At 59.2% G+C, this 24,991-nt stretch carries 22 protein-coding genes; 8 read left to right on the top strand and 14 right to left on the bottom strand.

What is annotated here, in order from left to right; genetic code table 11:
* Positions 1-17: 17 nt before the first annotated feature.
* A complete protein-coding gene (locus ACQQZ8_RS05920; protein ID WP_431711758.1) occupies positions 18-1,277 on the bottom strand; it encodes a sugar ABC transporter substrate-binding protein in 1,260 nt (419 codons plus the stop codon).
* A gap of 250 nt (positions 1,278-1,527) precedes the next feature.
* Here ACQQZ8_RS05920 and ACQQZ8_RS05915 point away from each other — a divergent pair, with 250 nt between their 5' ends.
* The gene (locus ACQQZ8_RS05915) at positions 1,528-3,207 is read left to right on the top strand and encodes a glycoside hydrolase family 13 protein (RefSeq protein ID WP_431711757.1); all 1,680 of its coding nucleotides are present in this window, start codon (positions 1,528-1,530) and stop codon (positions 3,205-3,207) included.
* 48 nt (positions 3,208-3,255) lie between these two features.
* Positions 3,256-4,278, top strand: a complete 1,023-nt coding sequence (locus ACQQZ8_RS05910; protein WP_431711756.1) for a LacI family DNA-binding transcriptional regulator — start codon at positions 3,256-3,258, stop codon at positions 4,276-4,278.
* 173 nt (positions 4,279-4,451) lie between these two features.
* Here the strand turns inward: ACQQZ8_RS05910 and ACQQZ8_RS05905 are convergent, their stop codons facing one another.
* Positions 4,452-5,819 (bottom strand): MFS transporter, encoded by a 1,368-nt coding sequence (locus ACQQZ8_RS05905; RefSeq protein ID WP_431711755.1) that lies wholly within the window; start codon positions 5,817-5,819, stop codon positions 4,452-4,454.
* 386 nt (positions 5,820-6,205) lie between these two features.
* Here ACQQZ8_RS05905 and ACQQZ8_RS05900 point away from each other — a divergent pair, with 386 nt between their 5' ends.
* Positions 6,206-6,898: an IclR family transcriptional regulator gene (locus ACQQZ8_RS05900; RefSeq protein ID WP_431711754.1), complete on the top strand. Its 693-nt coding sequence runs from the start codon at positions 6,206-6,208 to the stop codon at positions 6,896-6,898.
* 87 nt (positions 6,899-6,985) lie between these two features.
* Here the strand turns inward: ACQQZ8_RS05900 and ACQQZ8_RS05895 are convergent, their stop codons facing one another.
* The 4 genes from ACQQZ8_RS05895 to ACQQZ8_RS05880 form a co-directional block, all read right to left on the bottom strand.
* Entirely contained in the window at positions 6,986-8,212 is a 1,227-nt protein-coding gene (locus ACQQZ8_RS05895; protein ID WP_431711753.1) for an MFS transporter, read from the bottom strand.
* 138 nt (positions 8,213-8,350) lie between these two features.
* Positions 8,351-11,401 carry an AAA family ATPase gene (locus ACQQZ8_RS05890; protein ID WP_431711752.1) on the bottom strand — a complete coding sequence of 1,017 codons (3,051 nt, stop codon included), beginning with the start codon at positions 11,399-11,401 and terminating at the stop codon, positions 8,351-8,353.
* A complete protein-coding gene (locus ACQQZ8_RS05885) occupies positions 11,398-12,564 on the bottom strand; it encodes an exonuclease SbcCD subunit D (RefSeq protein WP_431711751.1) in 1,167 nt (388 codons plus the stop codon). The genes ACQQZ8_RS05890 and ACQQZ8_RS05885 overlap by 4 nt, the downstream gene beginning before the upstream one ends.
* A 63-nt stretch (positions 12,565-12,627) precedes the next feature.
* On the bottom strand, positions 12,628-13,683 hold the full coding sequence (locus tag ACQQZ8_RS05880; RefSeq protein WP_431711750.1) for a YeiH family protein: 1,056 nt from the start codon (positions 13,681-13,683) through the stop codon (positions 12,628-12,630).
* Positions 13,684-13,869: 186 nt separating this feature from the next.
* Between ACQQZ8_RS05880 and ACQQZ8_RS05875 the strand changes: the two genes are divergently transcribed.
* A complete protein-coding gene (locus tag ACQQZ8_RS05875; protein WP_431711749.1) occupies positions 13,870-14,778 on the top strand; it encodes an ADP-ribosylglycohydrolase family protein in 909 nt (302 codons plus the stop codon).
* A gap of 55 nt (positions 14,779-14,833) precedes the next feature.
* On the opposite strand, the gene ACQQZ8_RS05870 is transcribed toward ACQQZ8_RS05875, so the two are convergent.
* Positions 14,834-16,234 carry a plasmid pRiA4b ORF-3 family protein gene (locus ACQQZ8_RS05870; protein WP_431711748.1) on the bottom strand — a complete coding sequence of 467 codons (1,401 nt, stop codon included), beginning with the start codon at positions 16,232-16,234 and terminating at the stop codon, positions 14,834-14,836.
* A 51-nt stretch (positions 16,235-16,285) separates the two neighbouring features.
* Positions 16,286-17,284 carry an exonuclease domain-containing protein gene (locus ACQQZ8_RS05865; protein ID WP_431711747.1) on the bottom strand — a complete coding sequence of 333 codons (999 nt, stop codon included), beginning with the start codon at positions 17,282-17,284 and terminating at the stop codon, positions 16,286-16,288.
* 369 nt (positions 17,285-17,653) lie between these two features.
* On the opposite strand from ACQQZ8_RS05865, the gene ACQQZ8_RS05860 reads away from it, so the two are divergent.
* Complete coding sequence (locus ACQQZ8_RS05860) at positions 17,654-18,022, top strand: hypothetical protein (protein WP_431711746.1); 369 nt, start codon at positions 17,654-17,656, stop codon at positions 18,020-18,022.
* A 17-nt stretch (positions 18,023-18,039) separates the two neighbouring features.
* A complete protein-coding gene (locus ACQQZ8_RS05855) occupies positions 18,040-18,693 on the top strand; it encodes an FAD-dependent monooxygenase (protein ID WP_431711745.1) in 654 nt (217 codons plus the stop codon).
* A gap of 310 nt (positions 18,694-19,003) precedes the next feature.
* On the opposite strand, the gene ACQQZ8_RS05850 is transcribed toward ACQQZ8_RS05855, so the two are convergent.
* From ACQQZ8_RS05850 to ACQQZ8_RS05840, 3 genes are read right to left on the bottom strand one after another with little or no spacing between them, the layout of a single operon-like run.
* Entirely contained in the window at positions 19,004-19,699 is a 696-nt protein-coding gene (locus tag ACQQZ8_RS05850) for a hypothetical protein (RefSeq protein ID WP_431711744.1), read from the bottom strand.
* Positions 19,696-20,613 carry an ABC transporter ATP-binding protein gene (locus tag ACQQZ8_RS05845; protein WP_431711743.1) on the bottom strand — a complete coding sequence of 306 codons (918 nt, stop codon included), beginning with the start codon at positions 20,611-20,613 and terminating at the stop codon, positions 19,696-19,698. Before ACQQZ8_RS05845 ends, ACQQZ8_RS05850 begins: the two co-directional genes overlap by 4 nt.
* The gene (locus ACQQZ8_RS05840) at positions 20,606-20,998 is read right to left on the bottom strand and encodes a GntR family transcriptional regulator (RefSeq protein ID WP_431711742.1); all 393 of its coding nucleotides are present in this window, start codon (positions 20,996-20,998) and stop codon (positions 20,606-20,608) included. The genes ACQQZ8_RS05845 and ACQQZ8_RS05840 overlap by 8 nt, the downstream gene beginning before the upstream one ends.
* A 433-nt stretch (positions 20,999-21,431) precedes the next feature.
* Here ACQQZ8_RS05840 and ACQQZ8_RS05835 point away from each other — a divergent pair, with 433 nt between their 5' ends.
* The gene (locus ACQQZ8_RS05835; protein WP_431711741.1) at positions 21,432-21,710 is read left to right on the top strand and encodes a hypothetical protein; all 279 of its coding nucleotides are present in this window, start codon (positions 21,432-21,434) and stop codon (positions 21,708-21,710) included.
* 226 nt (positions 21,711-21,936) lie between these two features.
* Here ACQQZ8_RS05835 and ACQQZ8_RS05830 read toward each other — a convergent pair whose 3' ends face one another.
* The 3 genes from ACQQZ8_RS05830 to rph form a co-directional block, all read right to left on the bottom strand.
* On the bottom strand, positions 21,937-22,419 hold the full coding sequence (locus tag ACQQZ8_RS05830; protein WP_431711740.1) for a hypothetical protein: 483 nt from the start codon (positions 22,417-22,419) through the stop codon (positions 21,937-21,939).
* A gap of 233 nt (positions 22,420-22,652) precedes the next feature.
* Positions 22,653-23,288, bottom strand: coding sequence for an RdgB/HAM1 family non-canonical purine NTP pyrophosphatase (rdgB, locus tag ACQQZ8_RS05825; protein ID WP_431711739.1), 636 nt, complete (start codon positions 23,286-23,288; stop codon positions 22,653-22,655).
* A complete protein-coding gene (gene rph / locus ACQQZ8_RS05820) occupies positions 23,285-24,019 on the bottom strand; it encodes a ribonuclease PH (protein ID WP_431711738.1) in 735 nt (244 codons plus the stop codon). Before rph ends, rdgB begins: the two co-directional genes overlap by 4 nt.
* 441 nt (positions 24,020-24,460) lie before the next feature.
* On the opposite strand from rph, the gene ACQQZ8_RS05815 reads away from it, so the two are divergent.
* Complete coding sequence (locus ACQQZ8_RS05815) at positions 24,461-24,781, top strand: hypothetical protein (protein WP_431711737.1); 321 nt, start codon at positions 24,461-24,463, stop codon at positions 24,779-24,781.
* Positions 24,782-24,991 lie beyond the last annotated feature (210 nt).

Here is a 24,991-nt window from a genome sequence, read left to right as displayed (position 1 = left end):
GAGTGTCTTGCTGTTCGCTACTTGCTGATGGCGGCTTCGATATCCTCGGCCATCTGGGTCCAGCGCTCGGCCGGTTCAGCCTTGCCGGTGATGATATCGGCTTCGGCTACACCCCAGAATTCCCACACCGCGGCCATTTCAGGGACGTTTGGCATCGGTACGCCGTCCTTGCCGACTTCACCGAAGGCGGCGATGGTGGCATCACCCTTGGCAGCTTCGAAGGCGGCGTTATGTGCTGGTGGGCGGTTGCCCACCTCGTAGAGCTTGGTCTGCACCTCTTCGGTTCCAATGTAGTTGGTCAAGAATTCGGTGGCGGCTAGCAAGTTCTCGGTCTTCGAGGAGACGAAGAAGCCCTGGACACCCACGAACGGCTGGGCAGGTTCCCCACCGGCGCTTGGCAGCGGGTCAATGGCCAGCTCAATACCGGCTTCTTCAGCGGCCTCAACATTCCACGGACCGGTGATCAAGAATGGCGAGTCCCCAGCAACGAACTTCTCCTTGGCGATATCGGCATCGATCGAGGTGTTCAGGTTGCCTGCTTCACCCTGCTCGGCCAACCACTGCGCGAACTCTAGTCCGCCTTCATTGCCCAAGGTCAGGTCACTGGCGTCGTAGGCGCCGCTTTCATCGGTACCGAAGACCGGCGCTCCGAAGGAGGTCTGGAAGGGGTAGAGGTGGAAGGGATCCCCAGTCTCGGAAACCTGAACCAGGAACGGGAATTCGGCGCCGGATTCTTCGCCGGCGGCCAGCATCTGCGCGTAGTCACTCGGTGCTTCGGAAGCCAGCTCGGTGTTGCGTAGCAGGGCCAGGTTCTCGGTCGAGTACGGGACCCCGTAGGCCTTACCTTCATAGCTCATCGCGTCCACGGCAACCTGTTGGAAATCACCGGCGGTATCACCGAGCTCAACGGGCTGCACCACACCGTTGTTCACGAGGTTACCCAACCAGTCGTGAGCACCAATGGTGATATCCGGGCCCTTGCCCGTGGGTACCTGACGCAGGAAGTCTTCCTGGATCTTGGAGAAGTCCTTGGTCACCAATTCCACGGCTACCCCGGAGGACTCTTCAAAGGACTTGGCGGCCTCGGTCAGCACCGGCGCGCGGTTAGCGTCCACCCAGACGGTCAGCGTACTGGAGGCTGCGGCGGCCGAGGAACTCGGTGCGGCACTGGGGCTGTTCTCGGCCGGGGTGGTCGACCCGCCACAAGCGCTCAGCGTCAGTGCGGCCACGGCGGTCAGAGCTCCACCGGTGAGCAGTGAGCGAGTATTCAGCTTCATGGGTGCGCCTTTCAGGAAGGGGATCGATTCCGCCGCAGTGGGTACTGCTCCCCGAATGGTCGAAGTGCGGAATTGAATCGGGGTCAATCTATCGAATGTAAGCGTTTCCAGAGTGGCATAGATCATGTTTCCTCGCAAGATGCTATGCAGAATTGATATCTTTCAATTTCCTAAGGCGAGGAAGCGGAGCACTCACGGGACAATTCTGGAAGCGTTTACAAGGCGGCGGAAATCACTTAGGGTTACCGTCATGACCGATTTGCCGCTACTTGCCTCCACCGATACTGACACCGACGCCCTGGAATGGTGGCGCACCTCGGTGATCTACCAGATTTACCCGCGGTCTTTTGCCGATTCCAACGGGGATGGCATGGGCGATCTGCCCGGTATCACTTCCCGCCTGGAGTCCTTGGCTGGGCTGGGCGTGGACGCCGTCTGGCTCTCCCCCTTCTTCACCTCACCGCAACGCGATGCCGGTTATGACGTGTCCGACTACTGCGATGTGGATCCACTCTTTGGCACCTTGGCCGACTTTGATGCGATGGTCGCCCGCGCCCACGAGCTGAATCTGCGGGTGATCATTGATTTGGTTCCCAACCATTGCTCCGATCAACACCCGTGGTTCCAGCAGGCTCTCGCCGCGGCTCCTGGCTCCGCTGAGCGCGATCGGTTTATCTTCCGCGATAGCCCGCAGATCCCGAACAACTGGGAGTCGGTATTTGGCGGCAGCATGTGGACCCAAACCAGCAATCCGGATGGCACCGACGGCCAGTGGTACCTGCACATTTTTGATTCCTCGCAACCAGATTTCAATTGGCATAACGCCGAAGTACGCGAAATGTTCCGCGGGGTTCTGCGCTTCTGGTTGGATCGCGGAGTTGACGGGTTCCGGGTTGACGTGGCTCATGGGTTGATCAAAGCGGCGGGATTGCCTGACTTCACCCCGGATCCAACTGCCGCTTCCATGGGTGGTACCGAGGAACTGGCCCCGTGGTGGGGTCAGGAGGGTGTGCATGAAATCTACCGCGACTGGCGTCAGGTCATTGATGAGTACCCCGGTGAGCGGGTGCTGTGCGCCGAAGCCTGGGTCAGCCCTCTCACCCTGATGGCCAAATGGGTCCGCAGTGATGAGATGCATCAGGCCTTCAACTTCCCTTATTTATCCACTCAGTGGGACCCGGCTGAAATCCGCGCGGTGATCGATGAGTCGCTGCGCGCCTTTGGTGAGGTGGGAGCTCCCAGCACCTGGGTACTGTCCAACCATGACGTGGTGCGCCATGCCACCCGTCTGGCCCTGACGGCCGATAACCCCCAGGGTGACGGGATCGGACCACGCACCGAGAACCTGCCCGACCCGGCCGTGGGGCTGCGCCGTGCCCGGGCAGCCAGCACCCTCATGCTGGCGTTACCCGGTGGTGCTTATCTGTACCAAGGCGAGGAGCTGGGACTTCCCGAAGCCGTAGACCTGCCCGATGCAGCGCGTCAGGATCCCACCTGGTTCCGTACCGAGGGTGAACGCTATGGCCGGGACGGATGTCGAGTACCACTGCCTTGGGAGGCTACGGCCCCCGCGTTCGGATTCAGCCAAACCGGCGAATCCTGGCTACCCCAACCAGCGCACTGGGACACCTATGCTCGGGATGTGCAGGAGCAGAACCAGGATTCCACGCTGAGTCTCTACCGTCAGCTCCTCGCGCTGCGGCGCAGTCATCGGCTCGGAGCAGGTTCGGTGCAGTGGCTGGATACCGGACACCCAGACCTGCTGGCACTACGCAACGGCGCGGTCATCGTGCTGGTGAACTTCGCCGCGCATCCTCTAGAGCTACCGACACAGCTACAAGGTTTGGAAGTGCTCGTTTCCAGTGATGCGGCTGCGCCCTCCGGCACGCTTCCCGGCGAGGTTGCACTGTGGCTCAGTGCCGGAAACTAGGATGGTATCCAGAGTTAGCTGACGTTGAGAATGAGTAGAGGAACATCCGTGGCCGGTATTAAGGACGTGGCTGAGCGCGCTGGAGTCTCCATCGCGACGGTTTCTCGCGCCCTGTCCGGCCGTGGGAACGTCTCTGACTCGGCGCTGAAACGTGTCCGCCAAGCGGCGGACGACTTGGGCTATGTGGTTTCTTCCAGCGCCTCGGGACTGGCCTCGGGCCGTACCCGCAATATCGGGGTGCTCCTGCCCAATATCAGCCATTGGTTCTACGCACTGGTATTAGAAGGGATTTCCGCCGCCCTACTGCGCGCGGGCTATGACACCACCTTGTATCAACTGAGCAAGGACCGCGCCGAACGCGAACGGGTATTCAGCGATTTCCTGCTTCGCCAACGCGTTGACGCGGTGATCACCATCAGCGTGGAACTGACCAGCGAGGAGTTGGCCGCCCTGCATGCGCTAGCTAAACCACTGGTTGGCGTGGGCGGGCCCCTGCCCGGAGTTCCCACGCTCTATGTTGATGATGAACAGGTCGCTCAACTAGCCACCGAACACCTGCTGGAGCTCGGCCACACCCGGATCGCCCATATTGGTGGCAGCCGAGAAACAGATGCCGATTTCTCTATGCCCACTCATCGACGCATCGGTTATGAACGCGCCATGCGTCAGGCCGGGGTGGAACCGGACAGTTTCTTGTACCGAAGTGCCGACTTCTCGATAGGTCAGGCCCGAGAGGTAGCTAGACAACTCCTTGGCCACCCCGGAAACCGGCCCACCGCGATCTTCGCGGCCAGTGACGAGATGGCCATCGGCGCAATCCTCGCCGCGGGAGAACTTGGTCTTGCGGTCCCGCAGGACGTTTCCGTAGTGGGTATCGACAACCATCCGCTGGCCGAGGTTTTTTCGCTGACCACGGTAGAGCAACGCCCGCGCGAGCAGGGTGAACAGGCGGTGGCTATGCTGATGCGCACTCTGGCTGGGCACAAGGATGCCACCGGTCACCAAATCACTCATCGGCTGATCGTCCGGGGCAGCACTCGCCGCCAAGCCAATCAGGATCAAAGCCACTAAACACTCAAATCCTCAACCAGCTAACCGCAAATGCGCCTCACACTTCACCGCCCACGAGTGGGATCCCGCGCAGTGAGCAGCGCCGATATGGCACAAGTAAACCCGCTTGCCGGAGTTCGTTCTCCGACAAACGGGTTCACTTCTGTCAAGGCTTGAGCCTCGACACAGGGTACTTATGCCTTGGTGTTATCCGTGGAATGAACGCCCGGGATCTTGGCCGTGCCATCCGCGTGGAATCCGGTGACACCCAGCGAACGGTGGCGGGTCTCACCGACCCAGAGCACCGCACCCGCGGAGATCACGGTCAGCACCATGATGTAGATGGCAATGGAACCGGACCAACCGGTGGTTTCCAAAAGGATCTGCGCCACGGTGGCAGCGAAGGCGCCACCCAGAATCGCACCAATCGCGTAACCAATGGAGATCCCCGAGTAGCGGATATGTGCCGGGAACATTTCGGCGTACATGGCCGACTGGGGCCCGTAGGACAGTCCCAGTCCCATGGTCAAGACGAAGATCGCCACGGTGTACAGCACAATGTTGCCGGTGTCGACCAGCATGAACATTGGAATCATCCACACGAAGATCATCCCGTAACCCAGCACGAAGGTGTTGCGACGGCCCATCTTGTCGGAGAGCCACCCGCCGACCAAGGTGAAGGTCAACCAGCCAACGGAACCGATAGTGGTGGCCAATAGCACCGGTGCCAGTTCCATCCCCAGCACGTTGGTGGTGTAGGCGATGAAGAAAGCAATCACCAGGTAACCGGCAGCATTATTCGACACGAAAATCAGCGCTGCCTGAACAACCTGCTTCGCGTTCGTACGCATCAGGTCCTTCAGCGGGGTATGTTCCTCGCTCTTGCGTTCGGCCAGTTCCTGGAAGACCGGTGACTCTTCCAAGGCGCGGCGGATCACGTGGCCGACCAGAATCAGTACTACCGAGAGCAGGAACGGAATACGCCAACCCCACTCTTGGAACTGTTCGGGGGTCATCGAAACGCGTAGGACGTACAGCAAACCGGTGGCCAGGATCATACCCAGCGGCACCCCGATCTGCGGGAAGGATCCAAAGTAGCCACGGCGGTTATCCGGAGCGTGCTCCACACTCATCAGCGCGGCACCACCCCATTCACCACCAGCCGAAAAGCCCTGCAGAATACGCAGGACCACCAGCAAGATCGGAGCGGCAATGCCAATCTGGGCATAGGTTGGTAGCAGGCCGATTAGCGAGGTGGCGATACCCATCAGGATCAGGGTTGCAACCAGAATCTTCTTGCGTCCAAAGCGGTCACCCAAATGCCCGGCGACGATCGCACCCAGCGGGCGGAAGAAGAAGGAAATACCGATCATGGCGAAAGACAAAATTTGTGCCAAGCCCGGGTTGGATTCGCCCACTGGCGCGAGGAACAGTGGGGTGAGCAGCGTGGCAGTCAGCTGCGCGAAGATGAAGAAGTCGTACCACTCGATGGTGGTTCCGACCAAAGTGCCAGCCAGAACGCGGCGCTCTTCCTTCCGACGATTTACGATTGTGTTGGACATCTGATTCCCTCAAGATTGCGGTGAAAAGAATTACCGAACGTTCGGACGGTATCCCGGAAACCAAGCATAGTTTATGAGTGAGAGAGCTCACAAGGTCTTTTTTCTACAGTCTGAGAAAAGCCCGCAATGCGCGTGAATATGACCTCGCAGCCCGAGGTTCACGCCAGTGAATGGTCACGGAATTGGGTGCCGTGACCTACGTGCCAGCGCGCTCCGTACGTGATCCATTCGCGCTCTGGTAATTGAACCGGGCGAAATATCGTTCAAAAAACGAACTAGCTGTTCTAACTGAGAACGGATACACTGCAAGAGGTGATGACCGTCATATGCGGAATTCTAGGTTGTGCCCCGAAAAGTGCACCGGCTCCAAGGAGAATTAAGGGATTATGTCAGCTTCACAGACTCTCTCGCGTGGCGTGCGTATGTTGGAAATCGTCGCGGATTCCCCCACCAATCTCACCATTGCGGAAATCGCAGAAAAGATGGACGTCCACCGTTCCATCGCCTACCGGATTTTGCGAACCTTCGAGGATCATCGGCTACTCACCCGGGACGAATCCGGACGGATCCGCTCTGCTTCGGGTCTTGCTTCACTAGCGCGTTCGGTGCAACGCGAACTACAAAATACTGCGTTGCCGGAACTGACGAAGCTGGCCAATGGGCTATCCATGACCGCGTTCCTGGCCGTATGGGAACACGATATGTGCACCACGCTAATTTCCGTCGAGCCGGCCCATTCCTTCCGCGCGATCGTGCACCGTCCGGGCACCGCTCACGGCATGGATGTGGGAGCCCCACCGGTTGCCATCATGTCCAAGTACACTCCGGCGCAATGGGATGCGCTGAATAATGGCATCCCCTACCGGGAGCAAGTCCGTCAGGCACGCTTAGATGGGTATGCAACCAGTGAGAACGAAGTGATCCACGGAGTGACGTCCATTGCCGTGCCACTGGACACCACGACCACCGCGCCAGCGGCCCTCGCGGTAGTTTTTGCCACCAGTACCGTGCAATCCCGCGAGAAGATTGTGCGCGCGTTGAAGGAATCGGCGATCACGATTAGTGATGAGCTGGGCTAAGCGCCGCGCGGGAACATTCCCCCGTTAACCAACGAATATGGCCGCTTCTTCCGAAGCGGCCATATTCATGGGTGTTCTTTTCTGTGTTTAGGACACTTGCTGCAGTTGCGTGGAGCGACGGACCAGCAGTTTCATGGCCATCGCCGCCAAGGCGATAACTGTCGCTGCGACGGTGCACGCCCAATAGGCGCCGGCATATCCCATGGATTCGGCCAAGAGCCCAGCTACACCATTGCCAATCGCGGTGCCTACCACGATCCCGGCCGAGAGCATGGTCATCACGGTGGACAGTCGACCGGCCGGAGCAACTTCCCCACCCAGGGTCATCACCACGACAATGATCGGCCCCACACCGAAACCGACGATAAACAGCATCAATAGCATCAGCCCGGTACTTTGCGGCAGCTGCAACAGAATACTGCTCAGCGCCAAGAACGAAGCCGAAGCGATCCAGCGTGAGGTGTGCTTGAACTTGGCTGGCCACAGAGCCACCGACAACGCCGCAAGCGCACTGGAGAGCCCCACCGCACCATAGAGCAAGCCACCTCGGTTGGAGTCCCCCATCGCGCCGGCGAAAGCTAGCGTCCCGGCCGCCGAGGCACCAAAGACGGTGCCTAGCCCGATCATTCCCAACACCAGTGTGGATATGGCAGCGAGCTGGATCTTCGTAGCCTTCACCCGTTGGGTGTTTTTCGGTACCGGCACCACCGCGCGTTCGGTCCGGTGCATGCCAAAGATCGGAACTAACACCGCGGTGAGGACCGCGGCAATAATCAAGGGCAACACCGGGTGTAGCAGCGAGGCGAGGAAACCCACGGCCACCGGGCCGAAAACGAATCCGAGCTCATCGAGCATGGATTCGACTCCCAAAGCCGCACCCAAAACCTTGGGATTGGCTTTCTTGGTGCGTGTCATGGAAATCCAGCGCACTCGGGACATGGGTCCGACCTGCGGGCCGGTGGCACCGGTCAGCAGTGAGATCAGCGTGAGCAGTCCCGGGGCGATGAGTTCACTCGCGTTGCCATACCAGGTAAGCACACACAGCATGATGGTGTGCAGGAAGGCGGCACAGAGCAGCACGCGGCGTTGGCCGAGCCGGTCGGCGAGATAGCCGATGGTCGGACCTCCCACTGCGGATCCCACTCCCACCATCGCGGCGGCGAGGCCACCCATGGCGTAGGATCCGGTCGTGGCGGTCACCAGGGTCATCGAGCCGATGGTCAGCATCGCCAAGGGCAGGCGAGCAAAAAATGCGAGCGGTAGGTAGCTGCGACCAACCAGCGGTAGTAACGCCGAGTAGCCGGTCGACTTCATTGACTCAGAGGTTTGTGCCTCAGAAGCAGACGATTGGGTCAATTTTCTCCCATACTAAAGAGCGCGTTGTCCCTCACCCCGCAACGCGCAACTACCCAGACACGCCATTAGGCGCTACTTTCAAGATACGTTTCTTGTCTAAAGCTGTCCACTGAGTGCGAGCGACACCTCAGCATCGACAGTGCGGATCGTGGAGCCTTCGCGGGTTTTCTCAACAGTCAGCCGGTTGGTGATGCGCTGTTTCATCTCAGAAACATGGGACACCACGCCAATCACCCGACCACCAGATCGCAAGGATTCTAAGGACTCCATCACCAGTTCCAAGGTTTCGGTATCCAAAGATCCGAAACCTTCATCAACGAAGAGCGTTTGCATATCCACTGCCCCGGAATGGTGGGTGATGACATCCGCCAATCCGAGAGCCAAGGACAGTGAGGCCATGAAGGTCTCGCCTCCAGAGAGTGTCTGAGTTTCCCGGTCACGGCCGGTCCAGGCATCATGAACCCGGATTCCCAACCCAGATTTCGCATTACCCCGCGCACTGTCATCATGGTGCAAGGAATAACGTTGGGAGCTCATCACCTGCAACCTTTCGGTGGCCGCCGCCGTGACTTCTTCCAAACGCGCGGCGAGTACATAGGTGCTCAGCGTCATTTTGAGCCGGTTCTCCCCGCCTCCACGCATCACTTCGGCCAGGGCCTTCAACCGACGGTAGTCCTCGATAACCGGCCCGGCTTGGGTAATGCGATTCTCTAGCCGTTGCCTGCCGTCGCGCAGCCGCTGTAACGCGCTGCGCGCCACGACCTCAGCTTGGCGTGCCGCCTCTTGTAGTTGTTCGGCCTCACTGAGTTCCGCACGAAGCCGCTCGAGTTCATCCTCGGTGGGGGTGCTCAGCCCTTGCGCTTCGAACTTTCGAGCCTCGGCAATATCTGCCGACTCGGACAGGGTGGTGATGGTGGTGGCACGTTCTTGCCGTGCCTTGTAGAGCTTTTCGTACTCGGTGCGGGTTGCGGCCGGCAACAAGGCGTCTTGGTAGCCTTGAGTACTTTCAAACCCGGCCTGCTGACATTCGCTGTCCCAGCGTTGCTGAGCCCCTATCCGGCTTTGCTGCGCATCAAGCAACCGTTCGAGCGCTTGCTGCGTCTGCTGTACCAACCGGTGGGTGTGTTCGAGGGATTTCGTTCGCTCCGTCAAAGATGGGTAGTCACCTCGCAGCTGCGCTAATCGCTCATCGAGTTGGCGCAGTTGTTCCCCTGCGGCAGCACATTGTTCGCTCGCCGTGGTGGCGGCGAGCTGCGAGGCAGAGATCTTGGCCTGCATGTCCTGGATTTGGGTTTCCAAGGTTTCCGCCCGGGCCACCCGGGTGCTGATTTGTTGTTGTTTATCCTTCGCTTGCTGTAGCTGGTCCCGCGCTTCAACGAGTTTCTCTGCGGCTTCACGCAACGATAGCGAGCCGACCTGTTCCACCAGCGCTTGGTGGGTGGTGCGCAAGGATTCGATCTTGATCTCATGCTGGCTCACAACGCCCCGTTGAGCCTGTAATTGCTCTTCGAGCACGTCAAGATGTTCTTCATCCATCAGCTGTGCCCCGGCTTCTGCAGTGGCTAACTGAGGATGCTCTCTTGCACCGCAGACCAGGCACGGTTCGCCTGGTTCAAGTGCCGCAGCCAATCGAACCGCTGCTTGCTCCATAAGTTGACGCTGAGCCTGCAGATAGGTGTTCTGCTGCTCGTCCAACACCTTTGCTGCTTCGCGGCGCTGGTCCTTTGCGGTGTCCAGCTTCTGTTCCGCCGTCTCCCGCTGCTTGACCTGCTCGACCGCAGTTTCACTGGCCTCTAGCTGTTGCTGGGCTTGCAGCACGGTGGTCGCCGCGGCCACCGCATCAAGGTCTTGGGTGAGCAGGTTGGTGCGTTCGGCCGCGAATTGTTCCAGCTGGCTCTGGGCGTTACTAGCCGTGGAATTTTCCTTTTCCACCCGTAGCTCCAGCTCTTGGTGCTGCTTGGCTAAAGCTACGCGCGAGTGTTCCTCCGGCAACGCTGCACGAAGCACCGAAAGCTGCCCGGTGAGCTGATCACGTTCTTCTGTCAAGGCCACCAAGGTAGGCTGATCCAGCGACAGCGCAGGCCGGGGTTCGTTTTCCTGTAAGGCGGAGACAGCTTGCGTCGCTGCGATCTCTAGCTCCACGACACGCTTCTGCGCTTCGGCTAACTGTTCGAAGTAGGGCCGAATCCGTCGCGCCTGCTGATCGAGGATCAGCGCTGCACTCACTCCAGCGGCACGTTCGGCACTGGATTCATGTTCCTTGCGCAGCTGCTCCAACTCGCTCAGCCGGGCAAAGACCCGTTGTCGGTTCGCGAGACTTGAGTGTTTCTGGTTGGCCGCACCATAGCCTTTTTTGCGTTCGAGGAATGCCTGTTGGTTCGCGGTAGCCACTGTCAGCAGTTGCTCTTCCAGTTCCGCAAAATACTCTTCGCCCTCGTGGCCGCCTGCTAGTTCAATTCCCTCGTGACGTAGCGACCGCTCGGCATCCTCCCGGATGTGGTTCGCTAAGGCCGCCAGCTCTGCTTCAATTGCCTCGGTGTTCTTGCGTGAAATAGTCAGCCGCGTGGCGAACTCTTCTTCGATTTTGGCGTAATCGCTGGTGTCAAAGAGTCGGGAGAGCAATTTTTCGCGTTCGGAGTCCTTGGCGCGCAAGAAGTCGGCGAATCCGCCCTGCGGTAGCATCACGACCTTGGTGAATTGTTCCCGGTCCAGTCCTAGGACCGAGCCCATCATCTGCCCGACTTCATCATTTCGGGTGGACAGGGCCTGCCATTGCCCGGCAACGAGTTCGCGCAGCGAGCTTTTGGCCTTCTCCTCGGTAAATTTATTCTTCCCCCGCTTCGCCGGACGCATCCAGGCCGGGGAACGCGTCAGCTCGAATCGACGCTCACCAATCGACAGTTTAAGCCTGACCTCTGGGTTCAGTCCTTCGGCGGCATGATCCGAACGAATCTGTCGACTCCCCTGCCGGTTTCCGGGTAATGAACCGTAAATGGCGTAACAGATGGCATCCAAAATACTGGATTTACCGGCTCCCGTTGGCCCATCCAGCAGAAACAGCCCAGCATTACCGAGATCGTCGAAGTCGATCTCTTCGGTGCCGGCAAACGGTCCAAAGGCTTGAATGGACAGTTGGTGGATTCTCACTGTTCGTGTGCTCCTTCGCGTACTGCCCCAATAACCTGATTCACTAACACCCGTTCGGCATCATCGGCCGGACGGTGCCTGACGTGATCGATAAAGTCTTCACAGACCTGGTCGATACTTTTGGCCTGCGCCAGACGTTGGGCGTAGCTGATCTCCGTCTCGCGGGTAGATTCTTCCGGAGCAAAGAGCAAGACCACGGTGTGTTCGAAACGCGTGCGAATGCGCGCCATCGCTTCGGCGGGTCGATCCGTGTCGGTCAGTGTCACTTGGCACCACGCGGATTCGGCCCAGGTGTACTGCGCATCGGTGAGCAGGTGGTCCAATTTGCCGCGTAGGACCGCAAGTCGACGCGGCACCGGTAAGGCCACCTCGCGAATCTGCTCTACCCCGCTCGTCTGGGTCTCAATGATCCACACGGCCTTGTGTTGATTCACTTCAGAGAAGGAATAGGCCAGCGGCGATCCGCTATAACGCACTGCGGGACGCAATGTTTGTTTGCCGTGCAGATGCCCCAAGGCCGAGTAGTCAAAGGGTTCAAAGAGCTCGACCGGAACCACATCAAGATTTCCCACACTCAAATCGCGTTCGGATTCGGAAGTGAACCCGCCCGCGGCGAAGAGATGAGCCATCGACATGGCGAGGATCGGCTGGGTGGCGATGGCGCGCCGCGCCTCAAGGTCTTCGGTGATGCGTTGAATCGCGGCCGCAATGACCGCCGAATGCGAATTCTTTTCGGCACCCAGCTCACTCATCACCATCCGGGGTTCCAGATAAGGAATCCCATAAACAAGGATCTGATGATCCCCGGCATCCAGTTCAATGGGCTGAACCATGCGCTCGGTATCGGCAATAATGTGCACACCGGAGGCATCAAGTAGGTCCGCGGCGAAACCCAGCCGGGCCGCCGAATCATGGTTTCCGCTGGTGAGGATCACCGTCGCGCCGGCGGCCCGAAGCTGCCTCAGGATGGAATTACACAGTTTCACCGCGTCGATTTGCGGCAGCGCCCGGTCATAAATGTCTCCGGCGACCAGCACCACGTCGATGTGTTCCTCGCGCACCACCTCAACCAGGTGTTCCAGGACGGCACGTTGGTCATTGAGCAGTGAGGCACCGTGAAAGGAACGGCCCAAATGCCAATCCGAAGTGTGAAGCAATCGCATAGTTTCAGCTTAGGCAATCATTGCGACAGTTCTGCCATCGCGATCCCCGCTGTGTGCCGCCCGCTAACCCAGCGGCGGGAAAAGTGCGGTGCCGGCCAAAGCGACCAAGATGATCACTACGGTTGCGGCGGCCGCCAAAATCAGCGAACGCCCACCGGTTCGGAAGATGCTGCGCAGGTGAACACCCAACCCGAGAGCGAACATTGCCGTGGCCAGCAGGAAGGTTTGAGCCAGCGCCGCAAGCTCCAACACCGTCTGAGGCAGCCATCCGGCGCTGCGCACTAAGACCATGGCAATAAACCCGGCCACGAACAGGGGCATGATCGGTGGGCGCTGCGCCGAATGTACCGAATGTTTCCGCCGCATATAGAGCGCCACCCCGGCCATCACCGGGGCCAACATCAGCACCCGTGCCAGCTTCACCGTCACAGCGACCGCCAACGCCGACGCGCCGACCGCACCCCCGGCGGCAACCACCTGGGCCACCTCATGGGTTGCCGCACCGATGAACATCCCGGTGGAGCGCTCATCCATCCCCACCAGCGCACCCAGTGCCGGCCCGAGCGGGATCATCAGCGTGCCAAAGAGCACCACCAACCCAATGGCCGTGGCCACTTGCTCCTGTTTGGCTTTCACCGTGCTTTCGGTGGCGGCCACTGCTGCGGCACCACAGATCGAGAATCCTGCCGCGATCAGCAATCGTTGCGGCATCTCTAAGCCAAGCCAACGTCCTAGAAGCAGACATGCACCGAAGGTCAGGGTTACGCAGAGCACCACCACGGCCAAGACTCCGGGTCCCAATCCCAAAATGGTGGACAGGGACAGTTGTAGTCCCAAGAGCACAATCCCGATTCGCAGCAGACGCTTGGCCGAGAGCTGCACGCCAGGGGCTAGCACCGTCGGGACGGGGGCAAGATTTCGCCAGAGCGCACCGAGCAAGATCGCAATCAGCAGGGCGCTGACCGGAAGTACTTGGGCGGCAAGTAGCGCCAGGGCTCCTCCGGTGAGGCACACCGCCAACCCGGGGAGCATTCCCCGTAGCCCGGCAAAACGCGAGGGCGCGGCCGAGTGCTGCTTCCGTTTCGCAGCATCGTTTGCGGCGGTCTTCTTCAGTGGCATCTTCCAAACTTTTCATGAAATGCCCCCGCGGTGGTAACCGAATACCTAAATCCTGCCGGGGTTCTGCGCCTACCAGCCAACGTGTTTCGCGGAACAGCTCGTATTTGACGCCCATTTACTGAACCGTTGCCCACTCTTGGCGAGCGCGAATGCCGGTATCGCTAGCGGGCGCTTTAGAATGAGCTTGTGACTGATAACGGTGAATTTGCATCTCTTCCCAACGACTACTCGGATAAGGTCTTCGCGGTCTTGCTGGGTCTGGCCGACGGTGCGGTCCACGCCCGTGACGGACATGAACCCGGCGCCACCGAAATCTTAGCCCTGTTCCTGGCCGATGGGCTCTTGGAAGCCCTGGAGTGGGCTCATGACGGGGTGGCCAGTGATGAAGCCGCCTGCATGTGGCTGGCCGGGCTGCGTGCCTACAAGCAACTGACCGGGAAGTTCCCGGCCTCCGCCCCGGAGCCGCAACCACGCTGGATCGACACGGAATTTGCGGCGGTGGAACGCTACGAAGGCCTTGCCGACGGGGACCCGCTGAACCTGGCCGGGTTGGACTCCGCAGACATGGGCTATGCCGCTCGCCCCACCGCAGCCGATCACGATTCCAGTGGGGTGCTGCCGCGCGCCGCCGTGACCGCATTGGTAGCCCGCGTCCCGCTGGCCAACACCGCCGCCCTAGCTAGCTCGGCCGCGTTCCTCACCCATGGCGAGCAGGCAGCAGCTACCGCTAAGGCGGCCGCCCTGATCCTGCGCTCCGCATTGGAGAACGGTGCGGCCTCCGCCGACTCGTGGGATTCCGAGCTCGGTGAGCTCAGCGGCAACGCCGCCGAGTCCTTGCGCCAGGTCATTGACGCGGTGCGCGCCACCTTAGGCATGGAACCAACCGCGGCCTACAACGCCTACTTCGGGGAGCAGGCTTCCGAGGACGAAGATCAACCGGCAACTGATCAGGAACGTGACCCGGAAGCAGATGCTTATGCTGTGGCGCTGCTCGCTGCCCTGCACGGCAGTGATCTGGTGCTTGAGCGCCCGGCTAGCGCCATGGATGAAATCATCTCCGAACTGCATGAGCGTTGGATGAAACTCGTCGGCTGACCCGACAGTTCTTCGCACGGTTCTGGGTTGCGCTGGGTAGCCCAGAACCGTGTATTTAAGCGGTCTTTAGAACACCGTGCGGTTCGCGCACCACGCTCAAGAGGATGATTCGTGCTAGCTCACGGGCGCGAACCCGCGCCTGTTCACTTTCCGGCTCCCAGTATCCGGAATTCATTTCAGCTGTGGCAACGCGTCGCATGAATCCTGCCAGGGAACTGAATCCAACATAATCTTCGGCGGTCAGTGGCATCCTCGTTCGTCCGTTGGCATAGCCCAGACCGTTCATGACATCAGCCAGTGATTCCCGGGCTGCCGGGGAACTGGTGTCCCCCACCCCGACACAGGTCAGCCAGTTGGCGAAGTTTTCGTCGATTTCCAGCTGATTATTACCTACCCAAGACACCTGTTCGATCATCAGATAAGCCAGCTCTTCTGGTTTCTCGCTGAGTTCTCGGCCTTTTTTCGTCACGATGAGGCGTCCGTGATATTTGCGCACGAGTCGCATGGCGGTGGCGGCTTCGCGAAGTTCGGCCACCTCGACGACATTGCTCTCCACCATCCGGCTGCCCTGCGAGTAGTCGAATGATTCCCAACCCAAATCGGACACTAGGGCACTGACGGCCAGTGACGGCAGGTTTCCGGCCTGCGTCAGTTTGACACCCTTCTCACCACACAACGCAATGAGCCGCAGCAACGGCTGCACTAAGCGGGCGATAAACCAATCGGGCAGCGCGCTTGGCTCACTAAACGGCCGCACCTCTCCCCTACTGGCCAGGTCTAGAATGAATTGCCGCCGCAGCTGAGGACGCGAATAGAGCCAGCGTGCCAAGACATTGTTCCAGTGCTCTTCCAGACCGCGGGTCGCCAGCCGTGCATTGATTTCAGCTAAGTTGAAGGCGTTGGGATCAATCGTCCCGTTTTCGCCCACACGCCAGCGCATCCAGGCCACGGTCTCTTGTTGTTCCTCATTCGGGTGGGGTGCTGCTGCGTCCGCAAGTTTGGAGTACCATCCACCCAGTCCCCCGCTGTCCTCAATGGGTGCACGCATGGCACCGTCAAGAGCACGGGCGGCATCCGGTACGTAGCTGAGCTCTTCGGCGTGCTCTACGGTGATCCGGTGCAGCCAGCTATCACCGAAATCGTATTCGTAGTAGAGCTCTCCGGCAGAGTATTCCAGGGCTTGAGCCAGCGTGGTTTCTTCCTGCGCTTCGCCTTCCAGCTCATCGATGGAAAACATGTCATACCAGCTGCGGAAGCGCGGATCAGTATGGAATGATTCGAGCGGAATTCCGGAATGGAAGGCCTGCAGATGGCAATCTTCCCACCCCATCACCAATTGGATCAGATCGCCGGCTTCATCCAGCATGACGGTGTCGGGGAGCTGGAAGGTTCTCCAGATGACCGGTTGGGATTCAACTAGCTCGATTTTCAGGGTGAGCAACTGCGCGCGGGACATAAGCCCATCTTGTCAGATGAGGTGCCGCCGCGCACCGTCTCCGAGCCCGTATTACTGCAGTGCGAATCCTTCAACGAGCTGCATGAACTCACCCTCGGAGATCACCTCAACGCGCTGACCGGCATCACGCAGCCGCAGCACATGCTTCGCCTTGTTAGTCAGCCGCCCGTTGGCCAAGTCTTCGGGAACAAACCCGTCACCGACCACCAGTGCCGTGGTGGCACGAGTAACCCGGGAAGCAGTCTGCGCCCCACGGTTTGCGGCCCACTGTTTAGCTTGGGGACGTGGCACCGACAGATTTCCGGTGAACACCACAACCTGTCCGAACAGCGGGTGGCTCGGATCAGCCTCACGGTTCGGGCGGGGGTTATCCCCCTCCTGCGGCCAGAAGGTGAAAGCATCGCGGGGCGGGAACGAGTTTCCGCGGGCCAACCAGCCTTGCGCATCCCGCATGGCTCGGGAGAGTTCATCTCCGGGTTGCCACGCGCGGGTCAGACCTAGGGGCACCGAATAATGTTCGGCGGTATTCTGCACGGTAGGGGTCTGGCCGCGTTCGGCGATATCGATCATGGCCCAGGCACAGGCTTCGGCATCGGCGAGCGCCTCGTGGTGGTTTTCGATTGGATGCCCGGCTTCTTCGGCCACGAAGGGCAGCGAATAGCTGGGCAGGTTATAGGCCTTGCGGGAGAGCTTCACGGTGCAGAGGTGCTGGATTTCTGGCACGGCCAGTTCACTAGCTTCGGCCGCGGCACGAATGACCCCGGAGTCAAAAGCCGAGTTATGCGCGACCAGAACGTCAGTTCCCACGAAGTCGAGCAGATCACTGAGTTTCTCGCCCACCCGCGGAGCTTGCAGAACCATGTCTTCGGTGATCTGGTGAATAGAGACGTTGCGTGGATCAAAGTGGTCAAAACCGGCCGGTGGTTTCAGCAGCCATTGTTCGGTTTCCACGATGCGTCCCGAACGGACCTTAACCAGCCCCACCGAACAGGCGGAGCCAATAAATCCGTTTGCTGTCTCAAAATCTACTGCCGTGAAATCCAATGCCACGCCCAATAGCATACTCGCTTCTGCCCGGGAACGAGTTTCCGCGAGCCGTGATCACTTGCTGATACCGTACGCTCGCATCTTCGTAATCATTTGGTTTCTCGGTGTTGACCTGCGCAGATCGGTGCACCCGACGGCAGGCTAGCTTCAGCGGGAAGCAGGGCATCTCACACGCCCGTGACCTGCCGCCAGCCCTTCGACGCCTTAGGTCAATGGATGAAGGTGAGGACTCGCGATTCCCCTGACTTGCCATCTTTTTGCTACGCAGCTGTCGTACCCCCTGATCAGTAATGCCACGAATGCGACCCACCGCGAAGCGTAGAGTACTGAGCAAAACAGCATGTCGGAGCACAAACGAAAGAGTTGACACGGATGGACAGTTACGCCCTGATCTACATTGGCTCCACACTGCTCGGCGCAGTCGTAGGCGGTGCGATTTCTGTGGCTATCAGTCTCTGGGGCTCACGCAGGCAGCGCCGGATCCGCTACGGAGAGAATCTGCTGGACACGCTAAATGCTATGAAACGCAAGCTGGCGTTGCTGCAAGAGGTGGGCACTTGCTCATCGACACAGCCACTCGTGTTGCGCGAGGAGGCGCTGGGGTTCTGGGTCCAGGTCGAATTGGCCGCTTCCCTAGAAAATAGGTCGAACCGACGGATCATGCGGTCTTGGGCGGAGGGAATCTTCAACGGCGCCTACCAAGGAGCATCCAGCGACGAGGAACAGTACAGGCGGATCTGATCCTCGCAGCTGATGGCGTGCGTAGCCGGGTGCGCAGAATCCTCTTTCCCGGCCACCCAGGGCTCAAGCATTCGGGCCAGCACGCCGCTCAAGCTATCGTTCCGAACTTCACCCCAGACGTAGCGCCAATTATCGGTGAAATGCTCGACCATCGATCAAGGGGACGTTTTGGAACACTGCCCATGGCTGACGGAAGTGTCTACTGGTACGCGCTATGGAATTCGAAACAGCAGACGCCCAGCGATACCGTGTCTCTTCTGCGCTGGCTGCGCTATGACCGCGAGGAATGGCATCCAGCCGTGGGTGACCTACTCTCCGCCACGGACCCGCAACGAATCCACGTGCGAGAAACGGCTTCGCTGGCCAAGCCACTAGCGTCCCTCGCCTCGGGACGAGTGGCGCTACTCGGGGATGCCGCTCACGCACTCACCCCGGATCTTGGACAAGGGGCAAGTCAAGCATTCGAAGACGCCACCGCACTCATCGACGCGCTTCGCACCAGCCCGCACGATATTCCCGCGGCCTTGCGACTCTACGAAAAGGCCCGCCGCGCTCGCACCGCGAAAATGCTTCGATTTTCACGCTTGACCGGTCAGCTGTCATCACTGCGCGGATTCCCCGGAGTAGCGCGAGATGCGCTCATGCGACTCATGCCACCGATGCCGGCCTGAGGCAAGATCATCCAGGAGAACCCCCGAGATCTATTGTTGCGGCGCAAAGGACGATCGCCATACGTCCGAGGAGTAGGCGAGAAATTCAATCAGCTCGGGCCGCGTGGGGCACGCTGAACCCCCATGGAACCGCGCAGAGTTGGTTCTGCACGAGGGAAAACAGAATGCTCTCGGAGCAGGATTACCCAAGCCGCACAATGGCATAGGCACATTCGCGCGCTAATGCCCAGCCCTTTTAACGTAAACGCTGCGCAGTTCTCACCTCGACGAGGCGAGAACTGCGCAGCGTTATTGCGTATCTTCGGTCGATCTATGCGGTGGCCTTGCGCAAGGTGGTGTAGGAAGCTGCGGCCATGGCCAAAGCTATGACACCACCCCATAGCGCGATGCCTCCCGCGCTCCAGGTGACCATCCAGCTCCATACTTCTCCCCAGCGCTCCGCGAGGGTCAGGTAGAACGCTGCTCCCAACAGCGCCACTCCCAGAACGATGAAGAAGATCAGCAGACCGGTGGTGCGCCAGCGCATGTAGATGGTCGCCGCCCAGAATCCGGTGATGAAGAGCAACACCATAAGCACAAAGTAGAACATGATCTGAATGAACGCGTTATTGTTGGCCACCCAATCAAGGGCGAAGAATCGCCCTCCCAGGCCCCAACCGTTCGTGGCGGTTTCGATCAATCCCATCACGTAATAGAAGGCCGAAAGTGCCAGCGCACTGACTGCGAACAGCATCAGTGTGCCAAGGAAGAACGTGCGGCGCGAAACGCTCATCGCCAAGGAGAACGGGAAGGTCATCGTCAGCGACTGGATCCCCAAAGCCAAGAAGTACCACATCGGAGCCTGCGCGCCACCACTGAACATCACCTCGGTTCCGCCTCCGAGCCGTACCAGCCAGAAGATGGCCATGGTGAACAGGAAGGCGCCAAACAGGATCACCAACGGGATCCCAATGAAGGTCCATTTATTGATCAGCTGCATTCGTGCAACATTGATAATCCGGTTCATTTCATTGCCTCGACATTCGCATTGTTGATTCGGTCCTCGTCACGGCCCATGGCGCTGCGCACCACCAGCTGTTGCAGGGACACACTAGAAAGTTCGAGCCCCATATCTTTGGCCTGCTGTCGTTGTGCATCGCTCAATCTGGCCCTAATGCTGATACTGGCCAGCGAGCCCAGCGCGTCTCGGTGCAGCACCGGATAGTCACCGATAAATTCGGCGACCTTTTCCGCATTGCCGGTTACGGTCACCGCTGCACCGCGCAGGTTTTCCGCTTCATCATCCATCACGATCTTTCCGCCATCGATCACCACCACGTGCTCCAGCAGGTTGGCCACCTCGTCAATCAGGTGACTGGAGAGCACAATAGTGCGCGGGAAGAGGGAAAAGTCTTGGACCAGTCGGTCGTAAAAGACCTGCCGAGCCACCGCATCAAGGCCTAGATAGGGTTCGTCAAAGAAGGTAATGTCGGCGCGTGAGGCCAGTCCGAGGATGACCCCCACGGCTGAAAGCTGACCGCGTGAAAGTTTCTTAATCCGGCGTTTGACCGGAAGTTGAAACGCCCGAATTAGATCTTGGGCCAAATCCTCGTCCCAGTTCTCGTAAAACAGGGCCGCCGCCTTGAACGCTTGGTCAGCACGAAAATCGTCCGGATACTTTTGCGACTCACGAATGAAGCACATCCGAGACAGTGTGGCGTCATGCTCGTAAGGGTTATGTCCGAAAATCTCCACGCTACCCGAGTGGGCAAAACTCTGCCCGGTGAGAATCGACATCAGCGTGGTCTTACCTGCACCGTTTCGCCCCAACAACCCGTAGATGCGGTTAGGGGCCAAGGACAGATTCACGTCATCTAGCGCGGTCAGTTCCTTGTACCTTTTGCTGAGGTTGGTCACTTTGATGGCTGGTGCGTTAGTCATTGATAACACTTCCTTGGGCGTTAGGTTCACTGTGGGTTGAGTCCTGAATCATCGAGACCAGTTCTGCTACCCCGATGCCCAGTTTTGCTGCCTCGGCGGTCAGTGGCCGGATGAACTGTTCGTGGAACTGTTGGCGACGTGCTGCTAACAGTTGGTTGCGTGCCCCTTGCGCGACAAACATTCCGATCCCCCGTTTCTTGTACAACAGCCCGTTCTCAACAAGTCGGTTCACCCCTTTAGCGGCGGTGGCCGGATTAATGCGATAGAACGCGGCGAATTCATTGGTTGAGGGCACCTGCGACTCTTCGGCCAGTACCCCGGAGACGATGTCGCCTTCGATCAGTTCTGCGATCTGCATGAAGATCGGCTTCGAATCATTGATCACTGCGCGCCTCCCTTACGTCCGTCAAACACAACTCGGATCAACCCCTAAGTTGCTTGGTTAGTTACTCATGTAACTAACCATATAACTAACGAGGCTAAGACACAATCTATTTTCTTGGCCGATCGACCTTTTCGGGGCGTATTTCCGCTGCAACACCCGCGCTGATGTCCGCCCAGAGAATTCTCCAAACTCTCCGGTCAAGGATCTGACTAGGAGTAATTCCGTGAACTACGGCAACTCCAGCCGATCTGAAGCGCACGCTCAGCAACTACAAAAATTCCGAAGAAATGATGGACAAGGAAGCACGAAAGGAGCCGTACGCACCCATTGAGGTTAGTTACTCAAGGTTCATAGCCCCACCTCGCACGTTCACCCGAACGATGAGCGATGAACCTACGCCGAGCAAAAACCACTTCTAAGGAGCACACGACGGATGTATTTCTCGAATTATTCGGGTCCTTCGCAGGCCGAGCAGCGCGCCAATAATCGTTCGCGCTACACCACTTTGCTGGCTTCAATTTCAATGCTTAGCCTCGGGATAAGTCTGGGAACCACCGGCCCAACGGTAGCCAGTGCACAGCCCGGCGCCCAGTCCATTCCGTCCGTAGCTTCCGCCGCCGGCAATGCCGCTGTCGTCACGAGTAGCACCGGCAATCTGCGACCAGAGCACGAAGAACCTTTGGCGGACGAAGAATTGCCCACGGCCCCATAACCAATGGCTCACAGACAATGGGCTCCGGGTTCGCCACCATCCATCGCGCGGCCAGCTCACGACTACGGTTCAGCTCCGCATCATGTCCTCGCTCGTTACTTAAGCTGCGGGCGTGGACTCGGATCTCGCTCTTCTTTTCTGCAGTCAAGGCACTCCCGCGCCGAGAGCAGGCTGGGTAGTGGCACTAGCATGGCGCGGTAATGCCCAGAAGGGTGGGGGCGTTTTGTTATCGGCGCGGCTCGTTGTTGCTTTCCTCGTCCTCGGCATCCAACGCATAGATGATGCGGTGATCCGAAAGAAAACTCAGCGGGATCAACACCCCTGGCAGCATTCTTCGCGCGGCGGCAGCATTGAAGGACTCGGTGATCCGAGCCGGGAAATTTTTACCATCCGCCGCATGAACCTCAATGACGAGCTCAAGCTGCCGAAGATTTTTCTCGTTGCGTCCGGTGGGCTGGGCGCTGATTAGTGTCCCCACACCCGTGGCAAGCTCGCTATAGTTATCCTGCGGTGGCACCCGGCGCCGGGTGACGAACCAGGCCAGTACTACAATCAGCGCACCCACGACGAGACCGAGGACCAGGTCAGCCAGCTGTGCTGTACCGCGTTGCCCGGCGGGGATCAGGAGGTAGCGGCTGAAGACCCACAGCCAGCAGCCGATGCCGAGACAGAGCGCGGTGACTCGGAGCATCACAACGGAACGTTTCATACCTCAGCCCCCTTAGAACTTCGACCACGCTCATCCTTGACCCGGATCTAGGCACAGTGTTTCAGTTACGCGTAAACGCCGAGCAAACACCGTCAGAAGCCTGCACGCCACCGGCTCACGCACCACAGGTTCCCCGCAGGGGCATCAAAGATCTGGGCATGCAAAAGCCGGTCAGCATCCCATCCGAAGATAAGCTGCTGACCGGCTCTTGGCGTGCGTGGGCGTGATGCGGTTTAGCCCGCTGAAAGTTGTGCCGTTACGCGTTCAACGATCTGCGGGAGTAAGGCCGCGAAGGCACGTGCCCGGTGTGAGATCGCGTTCTTCTCCGCCGCCGAATATTCGGCCAGGGAACGATCCGAGCCAGAGGGCTGGAAGATTGGATCATAACCAAACCCGCCGTCCCCGGAGCGCTCGGTACGCAAGATCCCGGGCAGCGTGCCCAGTTCTACATGGGCTTGCCCATCGGGTGAGGCGATCGCCGCGGCACAGATGAAGGCCGCCGAACGGTGTTCGGTGGCAATATCGCCCAACTGGGCCAGCAGCAGATCAATATTCGCTTCGTCATCACCGTGTCGCCCAGCCCAGCGGGCCGAGAAGATCCCTGGTGCTCCGCCGAGCACATCAACCGAGATTCCCGAATCGTCGGCGAGCGCGATCAGTCCGGTGCTGGCCGCGATTTCCCGGGCTTTTTTCAGCGCGTTGCCTTGGAAGGTCACCGCATCTTCCACCACATCCCCGGCTCCCGCGGTGGCCGCGTCGATCACCTGAGTGTCCACGTCTAGGCCGGGAACTTGGTCGCGCAGCAATTCGCGCAGCTCACGGAGCTTGCCCTGATTGGAGCTGGCGAGCACCAGCACCGGGGCGCTCATGCACCGGCCCGCAGCGTTTGAGTCTGAATCTGCGCCAATTCGGTGGTGCCGATCAGTGCCAGATCCAATAGGGCGTCCAGTTCGGCGCGTTTGAAGGGCACGCCCTCGGCGGTACCCTGCACCTCAACGAAATCACCGGAGCCGGTGACCACCACGTTCATGTCGGTTTCGGCGCGAACATCTTCCTCATAGGGCAGGTCCAACATCGGAGTGCCGTCGATAATGCCGACCGAGATCGCTGCCACCGAATCGGTGAGCACCTTAGCGTTCTTCTTCACCAGCCCTTCGCGGCGGGCCCATTCCACGGCTTCGGCCAACGCCACATAGGCGCCGGTAATGGCCGCGGTGCGGGTGCCGCCGTCAGCCTGCAACACGTCGCAGTCCAAGACGATGGTGTTTTCGCCCAGCGCGCTGGTGTCAATCACCGCACGCAAGGAGCGGCCGATCAGACGGGAAATCTCATGGGTGCGACCGGAAAGTTTGCCCTTGACCGATTCGCGCGAGTTGCGGGTATTAGTGGCCCGGGGCAGCATGGCGTACTCGGCGGTGACCCAGCCGGTCCCCTGCCCCTTCAGCCAGCGTGGCACTCCTTCGGTAAAGGAGGCGGTGCACAATACTCGGGTGTCACCGAATTCAATCAGTGCTGATCCTTCGGCTTGGGCGGACCAGCCACGGGTGATGGTAATGTCTCGAAGTTGCTCGGCGCTGCGGCCGTCGGCACGTAAAGTCATGGTTCCATCCTAACTATCCCCTTGCACTACTGCGCACCAGCCACTGCGCATCAGGCCATGTGACGCTGCACTAGCGTGGCGTTTCGGTAGATGTCCAGCGCTGTCGCAACGCGTCGAATGATCCCTTAAATTCCCCCTTCGGTGGTGCCCATTGTCCCTTCCTGAAGGCAAGCTGTGAGTATTTATGAATGACCACGGTCACTCCGTAGCATTGATAGGGTATTAAGCGGGCCTCGTCGTAACGATTGCTCCGGTGACCGGGGCACACACCGACAGGCCAATGGGGTCAGCCAGAGATTATCGTTAGAGGTAAAGGAAGCTACCATGCCAGGTCGAATCGTCAGATCACAAACCGCCCAGCGCGTTGCCCAACTTGTGGATTCCCGCACAGGACGAAACTTTTTGACTAGTTGCGGATGGCGCCAGGGAATGCCCATTGTCATGACACAACCCACAGAAACCGTAGACGAAGTCATGGGTCTGGTTTCGGTTCATATGGGACCGGCTCTCGTCGCCCTTATTGAGGACGATGAGCTTGTGTTCCTCCATATTTCCGAAACCTGCGACTCACTGCGCATCGTTGACATCGTCCCTGATGGACTTTGTGTCTCCCAGTTCCTCACCATGGTTCGGGACGAAGGGCATCAGACCTTCCGGGTGAAGTACTGGAAGTACAGTGCGGTGGCTCATGTCTTACCTCCGGTGCCGAGCCTTGAGGCGGAGTATTCCGCGGGATACCGTCATGTGGGAAGCGGGGTCTAGGTCAGGGGAAAATCCGAAGCAAACGTTCTTTTGAACACGCACGAGAAGACCTTCTGAGCTAAAGGCTTAGGCTATCGGACGCGTGCTGTGGCAGTCTTTGAGGCTGCGACAGCACGCGTCTTGTCGTTTCCACGCGAGGTCAGCGCACCCTTCCTGCACTGGTCTGCCCTAGATCTCATAGAGTGGTGTGGGGAAGAGGTTTGACTGTCT

The organism is Glutamicibacter uratoxydans, from assembly GCF_050753455.1.
Classification (GTDB): domain Bacteria; phylum Actinomycetota; class Actinomycetes; order Actinomycetales; family Micrococcaceae; genus Glutamicibacter; species Glutamicibacter uratoxydans_A.
This window is presented reverse-complemented; position numbering and strand designations above follow the sequence as displayed.